We start from the raw sequence: 14,168 nt of genomic DNA, 5'->3' as shown, positions 1-14,168 counted from the left end.
GCGGGGAGCCACGGGAGGCGAGCGAAGTCACGGGAAGCGACGGGAGACTCGCCGTGGCCGCGCCTCGGGCGAGCAAGAGCTCCCTTGCGCTCGGCGCGCGGCTGCTGCGATCCTGCCCGGCGCACGTTCGCTCGGGCGCGCAGCGGAGCAGCGCCGAGCGTCGTCGCGGTTCATCACGCTTCGGGGGTAGAGGTTCGATCGCATGGACTGTCCCGCTTGCCATCAGCCAAACATCGATGGGGCGCGCTTCTGCGCCACGTGCGGCGCGCTCCTCCCTGTCGCGCCGGTGGAGGCAGACCCGCTCATCGGCACGATCGTGGGGGGCCGGTTCCGGATCGTCGGGGTGCTCGGCGAGGGCGGGATGGGCCGCGTCTACAACGGCGAGCAGCCGATGGGGACCTCGGTGCGGAAGGTCGCCATCAAGACGCTCCTCTCGCAGCACGCGAAGGACCCGCAGGTGGTCGCGCGGTTCATGCGGGAGTGCGGCACGGTCAGCGAGCTCGAGCACCCGAACACGATCAAGGTCTACGACTTCGGGCAGACGAACACCGGGGAGCTCTACATCGCGATGGAGCTGCTCACCGGGCAGTCGCTGGAGACGGCGCTCGAGCGAGGCGGCGCGCTCGCGCCCGAGCGGGTCGATCGCATCCTCGCGCAGGTGTGCGGGTCGCTCCAGGAGGCCCACGAGAAGGGGATCGTCCACCGCGACCTGAAGCCCGCCAACATCTTCCTGACCAGGCGCGCCGGCGAAGAGGACTACGTCAAGGTCCTCGACTTCGGCATCGCGAAGCGCGACGAGCGCAGCGCCAAGGCCGAGCAGAAGCTGACGCAGCAGGGGACGGTGCTCGGGACGCCGCCGTACATGAGCCCCGAGCAGTTCACGGGCAAGGAGCTCGACGCGCGGAGCGACATCTACTCGCTCGGCGTGCTGACCTACGAGATGCTCACCGGGCGCCTGCCGTTCGAGGCCGACACCCCGTGGGCGTGGGCGACGCAGCACATGACGGCGCAGCCGTTCCCGTTCGAGGCCGTGCCGATGGGCGCCGCGGCCCCGCCGAAGATGAAGGCGGCCGTCATGAGGGCCCTCAGCAAGAACCGCGAGGAGCGCCAGCAGTCGGCGCGGGAGTTCTACGAGGAGCTCACCATCGGCGCCGGGCCCCGCCTCTCGGTGCTCGGGACGCCGCCCCGCACCCAGGTCGGGCTCGAGGCCCCGACCAGCGGGACGGCGCTGATGCCGTCGCGCTCAGGTCAGACGCAGATCGGCGAGCCGCTGTTCGTCGCGGGGCCGCCCACGGGACCGGGCAAGACCGTCGTCCCCCACCACGCCGCCACCGTCATGGACCAGGCGGCGATGCCCGGGGGCGCCGTGGCGGCCCACCCGCCCGTGAACACGGGCAGCGGTCAGGTCTTCCCCGCGCCGCCGCCGCCGCCGGTGCAGAAAAACAAGACAGCCCCGATCCTCGCCGCGGTCGCGGCCGTCGCTGTGCTCGGCGTCGTGGGCGTCGTCATGATGACGAAGGGGGGCAGCGGGGGCGCGACCGAGGAGAGCACGTCGACCGCGATCCCCCTGCCCTCGGGCGCGTCGTCCGTCGCGCCGCCCGTCTCCGTCGCGTCGGACCCGACCGTGCCCCCGCCGACGAGCGAGCCCTCCACCCCGGAGCCCCCGCCCGAGCAGGCGGGTCAGGTCAAGACGCCCGCCGACCCCGCGAAGACCACGCCGACCCCGACCGCCGGGCCCAAGGCCCCACCCCCCGGCAACGAGAAGGCCGAGCAGGAGTGCAGGGCCGCGATCAACCTGGCGAACGGCGGCAACACGGATCTCGCGGTGAAGCGCTTCGCGGCCTGCGACGGCCCCAGGAAGGCCGAGGCGAGGGCCGCGATCAGCGCGAGCGCCAAGCGAGCCGTCGCCTCCAAGGGGTGCGCGGCCAAGTCCCACGCCATGGCCGCCGCGCGTATCGGGGCCGGCGAGGCGATGTCCCAGCTGCCGGCGAAGTGTCAGTGACCATGCCGCGCGGACGTGGCCAACGTGACGAACGCGACGAGGCGGACGGAGCAGCGCGGTTGCGACGGCTGTGGACGATCGGGCTCAACGCCGGGCGGGCCCGGTCTGTTCCAGGCTTGCCTTGACGCGCGATTTTGACCGATGCTAGATCCTGCCTCGACGGGTTCTGAAAGTTCAGTGAACGCCATGACCTGGCTTGGTAGGTCGGCGCTTGACTTTGGAACATGGGGGAGAAGGTCGCTCACGGGAAATGGGCAGTAAGATTCGTTTGGCCGCGCCTCGAATGACCTGGCGCGACATATGTCGATCCGAAGAGTTTGCTGGGCGATGGATCGCCCTTGACAACGTCCGATACGTTACGGGCGGCTGTCAGCCGGCCGAGGCCGACGTCGTGGACGCCGACGACGACCTGGCCGACTTATGCGCGCGGATGCGCGAAGCCGACCGTACGGCCTGTGCGATCCTCTTCGTCGAGGAGGAGGCCGGGGTTCCGGCGCAGGTCCAGCGACTGCCGCAGCTGTGGCGCCGCGTCGCGCACCACTGATCGGTCACAACCACCTCATCCACCCCGCCACCTGATGTAGCGAGCGCTTCCGGAGCGACACGGCGCGCCGGGCACGGCCCGGCGCGCTCAAGGTCGAGGGGCCGCCGCGGTGGCATTTCGCGCGCGCCAGCGCCCGGTCTTGGCGGCCCGCGCCCCCGGGGCCGCCTGGACCCGCGCCGGCGGAGCCCGGCTGGGCGACGGCGACCGGCTACTTCAGGATCGGCTTCAGCAGCGTCTTGCCGTCCTTGACGACGACGTCGTAGTCCACCGACTTGGCCGGGTTCGTCGCGCGCAGCTTCGCCGCCTGCGCGCGGAGGCTCTCGGCGAGGCGTTCGTAGGTGACGCCGGCCGTCGACTCCCGCGCGGCGCGCTTGGTCTCGACGTACTTCGCGTAGATCTGGCGCAGCCGTTGCTCCGGGAGCTCGTCGTCGCGCGCGACCGACCGCTGCGGGGGAGGCCCGGGCCGAGGGCGCGTCGCGGCGTCCAGGCCGGCGCGCGCGGCTTCCGGCGGGCGCGAGGAGGCGCGCGGCGCCGCGTGCCGCGTTCCGCCGCTCGCCGTACCCGTGTCCGCCGCGGGCGGCGCGGTGGAGCGGCGGCGCCGGCTCGGCGGCGGTCGCTCCGAGTGCACGCGGTCCTGCCGCCTCGCTCCAGCGCCCTTTGCCTCGCCAGCCGCCGCCGCGGTGGCCGCCGGCGCTGCGGCTGGCGGCGCTGCGGCGGCCGGCGCCTTCGCGGCGCCCGGAGCCGATGCGGCCGGCGGCGCTGCGGCTGCCGGCGCGACCGCGGCGCTCGGCGGAGATCGGACGGGGAGCGGAGGCGGCGGTCGCTTCGGCGGAGCAGGCGGCGGCTCGGGCGCGACGTCCGTCAGGGCCCCGGGAGACCCGGCCGCGGCCGCCGCCGCGTCGCCGGTCTTGGCGCTCTGCGCGCGCTGAGCGCGCATCTCCGCCGCGAGCTCGGCCAGCCGCTGGCGGTTGGCGGTACCCCCCGCGGCCGGGGCCCGGTCGGCGGCAGGGCGCGCGGAGGTCCTCACCCCCGCTGGAGCTGCCTCGGTCGGCTTTGCTTCGGCCGGCTTCGCCTCGGCCGGCTTGATCTCCGGCGGCTTCTGCTGGGGCCTGGTCAGGCCGAGCCCCCGGGGCAAGCCGCCCAGCGGGGCCGGCTTCACGGCCGCCGCCGCCTGCGGCGTGGCGGGCGGCACCAGGGCGGGGCGCACCTGCGGGCCGGCGGGCGCCGCGGCCTCCGGCGGCGCGGCGGGCTCGCGCGGCGAGGCCTCCTCGGCGGCCAGCTCGACCGGCGGCTGCTTGCGCGACGGCGCCGCGGCGGGCAGCGGCGGGGGCGCCAGCGTGACCGCCTCGTCGTCGACGTCGATCTCCTCGTGGTCGCCGGTGTCGTCGCGGCGGGCTGTCTCGCGCGCCGCCTGCTGCTCGGCGAGCTCCGCGTAGCGCTCCGCCCGCTTCCGGCCGACGATCGTGAGCGCCTCCTTCGTTCCGACCCGCTTCGCTGCGCGGATGACGTCGCGACGGTACGTCCCGTTCTCGATCTCGCGCGCGATCCGGCCCCAGTACTGCTGGAACGTGTTGTAGCGCTGGAACAGCATCTGGAACTTGAACCGGAGCCCGGTGTTCCTGATCTGCTCCCGCCGCATCACCCAGATGCGGCGCTCCACGTCCTTGCGCGGGATGAGCGGCTCGAGCCGCTCGATCCCCATGAAGTACTGCTCGTACAGCGCGCGCAGCCGCTCGATGCGCGTCTCCAGCTCCTCAAGCTCCCGTTCGACCTCGCTCGATTCCATCGCGGCTAGAGGGGCGTGATGCGCAGGTTGTCGAAGCAGACTGGCGCATCCCAGTCGTTGAAGCCTAGGTGCTCGTGCCCAGGGCCGGCGAGCGGCGCGGGATCGCTGAGCTCCAAGTAGTCGACGCCGTCGACCGACCAGGAGAGCGTCCTGCCGTCGCGGCGCTCGATCCGGAAGCGGTACGGCTGCCCCGGCGCGACCGGGCGCGCGCGCTCGTCGTCGCTGTCCGGATCCACGTCGATCTCGAGGCGATCTGCGCCGTGCTCGTCGAGCCGGGCGAGCACGTGCTTCGTGTTCTTCCATCCGCCGAGGATCACGAGGTAGCTCGTCGCGTTCGTGTAGCTCGCCGCCGTCGCTCCGCTCCGTCCATCGCCCCAGAGCTCCACCTTGAGATCGCCGTCGGGGGCCTCGGCGATGGCGTCGAACTCGATCCGGGCGTTCTCGGGCAGCGGCCGTCTCAACCACGCGCCGCGGTTCCTCGCGCCGCGGACGCACAGCCGCCCCTCCTCGATCTTCCACTTGGGGCTGAGGGCGTTCCAGTCGGGGCCGAGCGCCGCCCGATCGAAATCGTCCTCGAACACCCCCGCGCGCTGCGCTCCCTGAACGCCGCCCGCGGCGGCCGACGCGGAGGCCGAGGCCGCGACCGTCCCGGCTGGCCGCGCGCTCGTGTCGCCGGTGGCCGGCCCCTCGGGCACGCACGACGCGCTCACGAGCAGCGAAGGCACGGCGAACACGCTGACGGTGGCACGGCCAGAGAGCACGGAATCGATGCTAGCAGCGGTGCGCGCGGACTTCGAGGCCGCTGGCGGACGCCATCGCCGGAAGGGAGTCGAGCCTCCGCCGCGCTGCCAGCCCGGGCGCATGGCGAGCGCCCGACGCGGCCGGACCAGCAACGGAAAGCGCCTTGGCTCGCCGCGTCATACCCGAGAGACGGCGCTTGATGGGCTCCAATCCCGGGCGTAAGGAGAGGCGCCATGCATCCCATCCTGTTCCGCGTCCCGCTGCCCGTCTGGACCGTGCCCCTGCTCTGGGTCTTCCTGATCGCTGCGGGCATCGCCTTCGCGGGCGCGATCGGGCTGCTCATCGGCAAGAACAAGCCAGGCGCCGCTGCGGCGGGCGTCGCGGGCGTCGTGCTCGCCGTGCTCGCGTCCCAGTTCAAGGAGCAGACCTACACGCTGGGTCCGATCCCCATCTACAGCTACGGGGTCATGCTCGGCCTCTCGCTCGTCGTCGGCTGGTACCTGACGCTCGGGCTCGCGGAGCGCGACGGCCTGCCGAAGGAGACGATGGCGAACTGCTACGTCGTCACCGCGCTCGCCGCGGTCCTCGGCTCGCGCGTGCTCTACATCCTCACGAACCTCGACGAGTTCGACTCGTTCGGCGCGATGTTCGACATCCGCCGCGGCGGGCTCGTGGCGTACGGCGGGTTCCTGGGCGGCTTCCTGGGCTCGTACCTGTTCCTGCGGTCCCACCGGCTCCCGCTGCTCCCCTGGGCCGACGTCGCCGTCCCGAGCCTCGCCTCGGGCCTCATGATCACGCGCATCGGCTGCTACCTCTTCGGCTGCGACTTCGGCCGGCCGCTCAGCGAGACGGCGCCCGCCTGGCTGAAGAAGCTCGGCACCTTCCCCCACTGGGCCGAGGGCACGCTGGACCACGGCAGCGGGTCCCCGGCGTGGGTGCAGCACGTCAAGGAGCGCGGGCTGGATCCGACCTCCGAGGCGTCGCTCGCCGTGCACCCGACGCAGATCTACGAGTCCCTCGTCGGCGCGGGGCTGCTCGCGCTCCTGCTCCTCGCGCGACGACGGCAGAGGTTCCGCGGCGAGATCTTCCTGCTCTTCACGTTCTCCTACGGCGTCTGCCGCTACCTGCTCGAGCTCCTGCGGGACGACGCGGAGCGCGGCTCGATCCCGCCGACGCTCCCGGAGCACGTGCTGCTCCCCGCCGGCCTGCTCGTCTTCGCCGTGGGGTACGCGATCGGGTTCTCCCGCGTCGTCCGCAACGACGTGGCGCGCAAGGTGACGCAGGCGCTCGCCTTCGTCCCCGCGGTCGCCCTGTACCTCGCCCTCAAGCCCGAGACGTTCGGCGCGTCCACGGCGCTCCAGTACTCGACCTCCCAGGCGGTCGCGCTGGCGACCGGGCTCGCCGCGTCGATCGCGTTCGCGATCTACTACAAGGCCGCCCTCGACCACCCGGAGCAGGCGATGGCGCTCAACCTCCCGCAGAGCCAGCCGGCCGCCGACGACGAGGGCGAAGACGACGATGAAGACGAGGACGAGGAGGACGCGCCGGGCGACGGAGACGACGAGGAGGGCGCGCCGAGCGAGAAGCGCGGCGCGAAGGCGAAGGCCGGCGACGATCCGTCGCGGGGAAAGCGCGGCAGCGCGAAGGACGGAGGCCGGGCGACGGCCCGCGAACGCGGCGCCGCTGCCGAGGCGCCCGACACCACCGGAGAGGCATAGGCTGTGAAGATCGCATTCGGAGAGGGCAAGCTCATTCCGGCCGTCGTGCAGGATCGGCTGACTGGACAGGTCCGGATGCTCGCGTACATGACGCGCGAGTCGCTCGCCCGGACGCTGGAGACGGGGCGCGCCACCTTCTTCAGCCGATCGCGCGGCGAGCTCTGGGAGAAGGGGGCGACGAGCGGCAACACGCTCGCGGTCACGAGCATTCACGCCGATTGCGACGGGGATGCGCTCCTCGTGCTCGCGGAGCCGCGCGGCCCGACGTGCCACACGGGCAGCGCGAGCTGCTTCTTCCGGCAGGTCGAGGCCCGCGGCGACGAAGAGCCGGAGGCCGCCGACGAGGGGCAGGACGCGTCCGCGGTGCTCGAGTCGATCGAGCGGGAGATCGAGGCGCGCAAGGCGTCGTCGGCGACGAAGAGCTACACCCGCAAGCTGCTCGACGGCGGCGCGCCGCTCATCGGCGCGAAGCTGCGCGAGGAGGCCGGCGAGCTCGCGCAGGCGATCGCCGGGGAGAGCGACGATCGCGTCGCGTCGGAGGCGGCAGACGTCATCTACCACCTGCTGGTCGGCGTCGCGTCGCGCGGCGTCCCGCTGCGCGCGGTCCTCGCCGCGCTCGCGGCGCGCATGGGCACGAGCGGCCTCGTCGAGAAGGCGCAGCGGGCGCAGAAGGACCGGGCGGGAGCGCCGTGACGGGCCGCCGCCTCAGGGCGGCGGCGGCGGCGAGGCTGCAGGCGGCGATGCTCTTCGCGCGCCGAGCGTATAGACCGTGACAAGCGGGCGCAATCCGCCGTCGCCGCTGCGCCGCGGCGCGCCCTCCGCGTCGGCGAGGGATGGGCTATCCTGGAGGCGTGAGCCCGTTCCGTGAGCCGCCCGGCGTCGAGCTCGGCCCGCTGGAGGTCGGCCTCGGGCGCGCGGCGCGGCGAGCGATGGTGGGCCTCATCCCGAGCGGCGGGAGGCTCATCGCGCCGGACGGCTACGCGCGGCTGATCCAGGGCGAGGGCGGCTCCTTCCGCTGGCGGTCGCACGCGGCAGGCGCGCTGGGCTCGCTGGGGCTCTCGCTGGTGGCCGCCTGCGCCTTCGTCGCGGCGACCGGCGGCTTCAGGTTGAGCGGCGTCGGTGCGACCGCCGCGACGGTGGCGCTCGTGATCGCGGGAGGTCTCTCGCTGGCCGCGGTGCTGCGCGCCCTCGATGCGCCGCGCGAGCGGCTCACCGTGCGCGGCGCCGTGGTCGGCAGGGCGGCGAGGCGCGCGCTCCGCAGCGCATTGCGCCTCGCGCGCCAGGCGGCGCGCGCGCCGGAGCGGTTCGGCCCTCGCCGCGTCGCCGCGCTGCGCAGGACGCTCTCCATGCTCGCCGATCCGCTCATCGCCGACTGGATCCCCGCGGACGTGCGCGGCCGCGCGGAGCTCCTCCTGGCCCGCGCCATCGCCGCGAGCGCCGGCGCGCGCTGGACGCGCGACGCCAGCGTCCGGGACGAGGTCCGGTCGCTGCTGCGCTCCGCGGCCGATCACCTGATCGAGCCGACGCCGGCCCGGCTGGATCTGCTCACGCTGGCGGAGCGCACCGAGGCCGCCCCGATCTCGCGCGAGCCGCGGCGGCAGCAGCGCGCGCCCGCCGCGGCGCGGAGCCGCCGCGGGGCGCCGTCGCCGGAGGCCCCTCCCGGCGACGACGCCGCGGACGCCGCGTCGCTCGCCGAGCTCGACGCGGCCGATCCCGCCGGCGGAGCAGGAGGCCGTGCTATGGTGCGCCGTTGAACGGTGCCCCGCTGAGCGATGCGTCGTCGAAGGGTGCGTCGCTGACGTCGCAGCTGGCTCCGGCGGTGTCGCAGCGCTCCTGTGAACCCTCCTCGATTCCGGGGCACGTCACGCTCCCCGGCCATCCCCCTGCCCCCTGTGCTCCGCCGCGCGCTCCTCGCGCTCTGTAGCGCGCTGCTCGTGGCGTCGCGCTCGGGCCCTGCGCTCGGCCAGGGCGCGGAGGCGGCCGCCGGCGCGCGGCCCGCGGCGCCCGAGCCGGCGCCTCGCGCGGCGCGCCACCGCGCGGCAGGGCTGTCCGCCGGCGCGACGCCGCAGGAGCGGCACCGGGTCCGGTACACCCTCGACGGCATCGAGATCCGGGGCAACGTGCGGACCGCCGCGCGCGTGATCCTCCGCTACGTCAGGTTTCGCGCGGGCGGCGTGCTCGACGTCGAGGATCCGGAGATCGAGCTCACGCGCTACCGCCTCCTCGGGACCGGGTTCTTCGCCTCGGTCGGGCTGTCGCTCCGCAAAGGGGCCGAGCGCGGGAGCGCGACGCTCGTGATCGACGTTGTCGAGCGCAACACGTTCGTCGTGCAGGACCTCTGGCTCGGCATCGCGGCCGACGAGGACACGGCGGGCAACGCGCGGCCGCTCTCCGCGTTCACCGGCGTGCAGGCCGCCGAGACCAACCTCGCGGGGACCGGGATCACGCTCGGCGCCGGCGTCGGCCTCGCGGCGGACCAGCTCGCCCTGAGGACCCGCTTCGTCGATCCCGCGTTCGTCGGGACCCGCTGGTCGGCCGCGGTGACGGTGCTCTACAACGACGCGCGCGACTTCTTTGGTAACCGGGACGTCTCGTTCGAGTCCCCGCTGCTCGAGCAGCGGGAGGTCACGGGCTACGCGGTCGTCGCCTACAAGCGGTTCGGCGCGACGCTCGGCACGGGCCACGACGTCTCCTCCTCCTTGCAGCTGTCGCTCGACTACCACCTCGAGCAGATCGACGCGACGGTGCCCACGGTCGCCTCGCACATGCGCGGAGACCGCCGCGAGCCCATCGATTTCGACATCCTGGGCGGCAGGACGGTGCTCTCGTCGCTGCGCGCCGCGATCGACTACGACACGCGCGACGCGCCGTTCCTGACGACGCAGGGCACGCTCGCCTCCGTCGCGGTCACGGTGGGCGTCCCGCCGTTCGGCAGCGACTACGGCTACCAGAAGTTCGAGTTCGCCGCGCAACGCTGGTTCCGCCTCCCGATGCGGCACGTGCTCCGCGTCGAGGCGTTCGCCGGCGCCGTCGCCGGGGACGCCCCCTTCTTCGAGAAATTCTACGTGGGCGACCTCACCGACCTCCTGCCGGATCGGCTGCTCGACCTCGCCCCCGATCGCAGGCAGCCGCCGAACTTCCTCAGCACGGACATCATCGAGGTCCGGTACGGGGACTTCGCCGCGAAGCTCGAGGCGGAGTACCGGATCCCGGTCTACGCCGGCCGCGGCTCGATCTACGGCGTCGACTTCTTCGGCGCCGCAGGCCTGTACGGGCTCGCGACCCGCCGCGAGTTCACCGACCCGCCGACCGGGTACGAGGGCCTCGCCCGCGTGCCCGTGGACATCACGTACAACCTCGGTCTGCGGGTCGACACGGCGGTCGGCGGCGTGACGCTCGCCTTCTCGAACCTGCTCGGGCTGATCCCGGCGCGGCGCGGTGAGCGGAAATGACCTGCCCGGGCGCAGGCCGCGGCGCGGCGCGCTGGCGCTCGATCGCGCTGCTCGCCGCGCTCTCCCTGGGCGCGGGTCGGGCGGCGGCCCAGGAGCGGCCCGGCGGCGCGGGCGACCGGCAGGAGACGAAGGAGATCGACGACGCGGACGCGCAGCAGGCGCTCGGCACGCCGGCCGCGCTGCCCACGCGCGTGGCGAGCCTCTCGCTCGATAAGACGATCGTGCAGCTCACCGTCGGCTTCCGCGACGTGGTCGACGGCGAGATCTCGAAGAAGCTGCTCAGCGGGCTGCCGACCGTCATCACGATGCGCGGCTATCTCTTCCACGAGAGCGGGGGCAACCCGGTCGCGCTCGCCGCCAAGAGCTGCCGGATCGTCTACGACCTCTGGGACGAGGTGTTCCGGATCCAGCTGATCCAGGCCGGAGGTCAGTCGAGCACGGTCGCGGTCAACGTGGAGGGCGTGCTCCGCAACTGCGCCGAGGCCCGGAGGCTGCCGCTCGTGGAGCGGTCGCTCGTCCGCGACGGCAACCGCTATTTCGTGGCCGTGCTCGTCGAGGTGAACCCCATGAGCGCCGAGATGCTCGATCGCATCAAGCGGTGGGTCACGCGCCCGCCCGGCTCCACCGCGATCGGGCCCGGCGACTCGCTGTTCGGCTCCTTCGTCGGCCTGTTCGTGACGCGCATCGGCAACGCCGACCGGAGGCTCGCGTTCCGCACGCAGGCCTTCCTCCCGCCGGCTCCGCCGCCGAGCCCGCCCCCGCCGCCCCAGAGCCCCCCGAGCCGCTGAGGCGCGGCGAGCTCGCCCGCCGCCGCGGCGTCCGGCGCTCGACAATCGCTGCGCGGCCGCCCCCGGTTCGTGTCTACTCCACCCCATGCGCCTCTTCCCCATCGCGCTCGACCTCAACGGCCGGCGGGCCCTCGTCATCGGCGCCGACGGCGAGGTCCCCTACACCGTGGAGCGGCTCCTCTCGGCGGGCGCCCGCGTCTCCGTCGTGGCGCCGGGGCAGGTCGACGCGTCGATCGAACGCGCCGGCCAGGAAGGGCGGCTCGAGCTGCACCGGCGGCCGTTCGCGGACGGCGACCTCGCCGGCGCGGCGATCGTGTTCCTCGCGCCGGGCGACGACGCGCTCTCGCGGCGACTCCATCGCGAGCTCGCGGACGCCGGGCGACTCGTCTGCACGCTGGATCGCCCGGAGGTGTCGAACTTCGTCAACCCTTCGGTGGTCTCCGCCTCCGGACTGACCATGAGCTTCAGCAGCCACGGCGTCAGCCCGGGGACGATACGGCGCATCCGGGAGGATCTCGGCGCGCTCTTCTCGGATCCCCGGTTCACGCGCTACATCGAGGCGCTGCGGCGGCTCCGCGAGAGCCTCCCGCGGGGCGCCGAACGGGCCGCGCGCATGCGGAAGGCCACCTCGGGCTTCGGCCTGGAGGCGAAGCTGCGGTTCCCTGCGTGGCTGGAGCGAGGCGACGAGCCTTGATGTCCGGAGATGCCGCAGGCAGAGCGGGGGGCGCCGCGAACGAGGGGGCGCGCGCGACCCCGACGGACGCGAAAACCCTTGTGTAGAGCGGCCTTCAAGGCTTAAGTGGGCGCCCACGCGACACTATCCGCGGAGGAGGGCTTACGGTATGCGTTCACGATCGGGCCGGCTGACGATGTTGACCTCGGCGGCGATGGTCTCTGGGCTCCTGACGCTGACGAACGTCAGTCCGGTATCTGCGCAGACGGCGCCGCCTCCGGCGGGCAAGCCGGCCGCGCAGGCGCCCGCCGGGGCCGCGCAGGCGCCGGCCGCGGCCGCGCCGACGCCGGGTCCTGCGAAGCCCGCCGCCGCGGCGCAGGCGCCTGCCAGCGCCACGCCGCCCGCCGCTGGCGCCACGCCGCCCGCCGCTGGCGCCACGCCGCCCGCCGCTGGCGCCACGCCGCCCGCCGCCGGTACGCCCGCGACGGCAGCGCCCGGAAAGACCGCCGAGCCCGCGGCGAAGGTGACCACCACCAAGCCGAAGAAGCCGCTGACGGAGAAGCAGAAGAAGGACGAGGCGAAGAAGCTCTACAAGGAAGCCGAGGCCAGGTTCGAGAAGGGCGAGTACGCCGTCGCGGCCGACCTGTACCGCCAGGCGGACGAGCACGTGCCCGGCGCCGCGCCGAAGTACAAGCTCGCCCTCTCGCTCGACAAGCAGGGGCTCGCGACCGAAGCGGTCGCCGCGTGGCAGGCGTTCCTCGACTCGAAGCCGGACGCGGAGAAGTTCAAGGACAAGATCACCGAGGCGCAGGGGCGCGTCGAGGCCCTGAAGAAGACGCCGGCCAAGGTGAAGGTCGCGACCGCTCCGGAGGCGCCGCCGGGCCTCAAGATCGCGATCGACGGCGTGGCCCAGACGGGCACCGAGCTCTCGGTCCCGCCCGGCAAGCACACCCTCACCGTCTCGGCCGAGGGGTTCATCGACTCGAGCCAGGAGCTCGAGGTCACCTTCGCCGAGGCGCGCGAGGTCAGCGTGACGCTGACGCCCAAGCCGCAGGAGCCGGTCGCCGCGACGCCGGCGCAGCCCCCGGCCCCGCCGCCGGCCGCCGAGGTGCCCCCGGCGCAGCCGCCGCCGCCCGCGCCGGCGACCGAGCCGCGCTCCCCGGTGCCGGCCTACGTGACGCTCGGGCTCGCCGGCGCCGGCGTCGTGGTCGGGACGATCTTCGGCATCCAGGCGCTCGGCGCGAAGGGCGACTTCGACGACCAGCCGACGACGAAGAACGCGGATCGCGTCGACCGCTTCGCGCTCATCTCGGACATGTCCTTCGCGGTTGCGCTCACGTTCGGCGTCACCGGCGCGGTCCTGCTCCTCACCGATGACGCGCCGGCCGAGCCGAAGGCCGCTGCTTCGAGCTCGAAGAAGAGGGCGTTCGTCACTCCGTACGTCAGCCCGACAGGCGGCGGCGCCGCCGCGCGGTTTACCTTCTAAGGGGACTACACCATGTGGAAGAACCAGTACCTTTTCGCGATCGCGCTCTGCGCCGGCGCGCTCTCGACGCTCGGGATGGGCTGTGAGCTCATCGCCACGGTCGACCGCTCGCGCATTCCCGGGGACGACGGCGTCACCGACGGGTGTGCTGACGGCACGAAGAACGGCGACGAGACCGACATCGACTGCGGCGGCTCCACCTGCCCGCAGTGCGAGCTCGCCAAGGCGTGCACGGCGAAAGAGGACTGCGCGAGCGGCTTCTGCGCCGACGGCGTCTGCTGCAACACCGCGTGCGACGCGGAGTGCGATGCCTGCACGGCCGATCTCAAGGAGTCGGGTGAAGAGGACGGCTCGTGCGGCGCCTCGAAGGCCGAGTCCGAGTGCGGCGAGGCGACGTGCTCCGAGGGCGTCCAGACGGCCCGCGGCACCTGCGACGGGACGAGCGTGGACTGCGCGCCCGGCGAGGAGACGTCGTGCGAGACGTTCGCCTGCGATCCGGACGAGAACGCGTGCTTCGCCGAGTGCTCGGAGGACACGCAGTGCGCCAAGTGCCACGTCTGCGACGCGGGCGAGGGGACCTGCTCGCTGGCTCCGGCGGGCGCGACGGGCCTCGGCTGCGAGGACGACCAGGCGTGCGACGCCGCGGGCGAGTGCAAGGCCGCGAACGGTCAGGAATGCACGGACGCGACCGACTGCGGCAGCGGGAGCTGCGTCGACGGCGTCTGCTGCGACACCGCCTGCGACTCGCCCTGCCAGGCCTGCAACATCGAGGGATCGGCGGGCAAGTGCTCGAACGTCCCGCTCGGCGCCGAGGACGGGATGGACTGCAGCGACGTCAACGTGTGCGACGGCGAGGGCGCTTGCAAGCTGGTGGAGGGCGAGAGGTGCACCACGGACGAGCAGTGCGCGAGCGGCAACTGCATCACCGTCGTCAGCGACGTCAAGGCCTGCGACGAGATCGAGACCCCGGATCCCTGA

The 14,168-nt window shown here is 73.5% G+C and carries 12 protein-coding genes; 10 read left to right on the top strand and 2 right to left on the bottom strand.

Translation table 11 applies throughout. The annotated features are described in order from the left end of the window. Window positions 1-202: 202 nt before the first annotated feature. Together WMF26_RS03100 and WMF26_RS03095 are read left to right on the top strand one after the other, a co-directional pair. Window positions 203-2,002 carry a serine/threonine-protein kinase gene (locus tag WMF26_RS03100; protein ID WP_437335734.1) on the top strand — a complete coding sequence of 600 codons (1,800 nt, stop codon included), beginning with the start codon at window positions 203-205 and terminating at the stop codon, window positions 2,000-2,002. A gap of 391 nt (window positions 2,003-2,393) precedes the next feature. Next, window positions 2,394-2,546 carry a hypothetical protein gene (locus tag WMF26_RS03095; RefSeq protein ID WP_187345854.1) on the top strand — a complete coding sequence of 51 codons (153 nt, stop codon included), beginning with the start codon at window positions 2,394-2,396 and terminating at the stop codon, window positions 2,544-2,546. A gap of 208 nt (window positions 2,547-2,754) precedes the next feature. Here the strand turns inward: WMF26_RS03095 and WMF26_RS03090 are convergent, their stop codons facing one another. Then, window positions 2,755-4,332 (bottom strand): MXAN_5187 C-terminal domain-containing protein, encoded by a 1,578-nt coding sequence (locus WMF26_RS03090; RefSeq protein ID WP_437999091.1) that lies wholly within the window; start codon window positions 4,330-4,332, stop codon window positions 2,755-2,757. Between the two features lie 5 nt (window positions 4,333-4,337). Then, window positions 4,338-5,093 (bottom strand): hypothetical protein, encoded by a 756-nt coding sequence (locus WMF26_RS03085; protein ID WP_437999090.1) that lies wholly within the window; start codon window positions 5,091-5,093, stop codon window positions 4,338-4,340. A gap of 213 nt (window positions 5,094-5,306) precedes the next feature. Between WMF26_RS03085 and WMF26_RS03080 the strand changes: the two genes are divergently transcribed. From WMF26_RS03080 to WMF26_RS03045, 8 genes are all read left to right on the top strand, one after another. Continuing rightward, a complete protein-coding gene (locus tag WMF26_RS03080) occupies window positions 5,307-6,791 on the top strand; it encodes a prolipoprotein diacylglyceryl transferase (protein ID WP_437999089.1) in 1,485 nt (494 codons plus the stop codon). Window positions 6,792-6,794: 3 nt separating this feature from the next. Beyond that, on the top strand, window positions 6,795-7,484 hold the full coding sequence (gene hisIE / locus WMF26_RS03075; RefSeq protein ID WP_061628545.1) for a bifunctional phosphoribosyl-AMP cyclohydrolase/phosphoribosyl-ATP diphosphatase HisIE: 690 nt from the start codon (window positions 6,795-6,797) through the stop codon (window positions 7,482-7,484). 158 nt (window positions 7,485-7,642) lie between these two features. Then, complete coding sequence (locus WMF26_RS03070) at window positions 7,643-8,545, top strand: hypothetical protein (protein WP_437999088.1); 903 nt, start codon at window positions 7,643-7,645, stop codon at window positions 8,543-8,545. Window positions 8,546-8,626: 81 nt separating this feature from the next. Beyond that, window positions 8,627-10,243, top strand: coding sequence for a BamA/TamA family outer membrane protein (locus WMF26_RS03065; protein WP_437999087.1), 1,617 nt, complete (start codon window positions 8,627-8,629; stop codon window positions 10,241-10,243). Continuing rightward, entirely contained in the window at window positions 10,240-11,031 is a 792-nt protein-coding gene (locus WMF26_RS03060; protein ID WP_061621578.1) for a hypothetical protein, read from the top strand. Before WMF26_RS03065 ends, WMF26_RS03060 begins: the two co-directional genes overlap by 4 nt. Window positions 11,032-11,116: 85 nt before the next feature. Beyond that, complete coding sequence (locus WMF26_RS03055) at window positions 11,117-11,725, top strand: precorrin-2 dehydrogenase/sirohydrochlorin ferrochelatase family protein (RefSeq protein ID WP_437999086.1); 609 nt, start codon at window positions 11,117-11,119, stop codon at window positions 11,723-11,725. A gap of 148 nt (window positions 11,726-11,873) precedes the next feature. Then, window positions 11,874-13,190 (top strand): PEGA domain-containing protein, encoded by a 1,317-nt coding sequence (locus WMF26_RS03050; RefSeq protein ID WP_437999085.1) that lies wholly within the window; start codon window positions 11,874-11,876, stop codon window positions 13,188-13,190. A gap of 12 nt (window positions 13,191-13,202) precedes the next feature. Then, a complete protein-coding gene (locus WMF26_RS03045; RefSeq protein WP_437999084.1) occupies window positions 13,203-14,168 on the top strand; it encodes a hypothetical protein in 966 nt (321 codons plus the stop codon).

This window comes from Sorangium sp. So ce185 (assembly GCF_051526825.1).
Lineage (GTDB): Bacteria > Myxococcota_A > Polyangia > Polyangiales > Polyangiaceae > Sorangium > Sorangium cellulosum_D.
This window is presented reverse-complemented; position numbering and strand designations above follow the sequence as displayed.

Bases quoted from the DNA above. Each gene is read 5' to 3' on its own strand.
- WMF26_RS03060 (WP_061621578.1), top strand. From the start codon at position 10,240: ATGACCTGCCCGGGCGCAGGCCGCGGCGCGGCGCGCTGGCGCTCGATC.
- WMF26_RS03090 (WP_437999091.1), bottom strand. From the start codon at position 4,332: ATGGAATCGAGCGAGGTCGAACGGGAGCTTGAGGAGCTGGAGACGCGC.
- WMF26_RS03045 (WP_437999084.1), top strand. From the start codon at position 13,203: ATGTGGAAGAACCAGTACCTTTTCGCGATCGCGCTCTGCGCCGGCGCG.
- WMF26_RS03080 (WP_437999089.1), top strand. From the start codon at position 5,307: ATGCATCCCATCCTGTTCCGCGTCCCGCTGCCCGTCTGGACCGTGCCC.
- WMF26_RS03100 (WP_437335734.1), top strand. From the start codon at position 203: ATGGACTGTCCCGCTTGCCATCAGCCAAACATCGATGGGGCGCGCTTC.
- WMF26_RS03050 (WP_437999085.1), top strand. From the start codon at position 11,874: ATGCGTTCACGATCGGGCCGGCTGACGATGTTGACCTCGGCGGCGATG.
- WMF26_RS03055 (WP_437999086.1), top strand. From the start codon at position 11,117: ATGCGCCTCTTCCCCATCGCGCTCGACCTCAACGGCCGGCGGGCCCTC.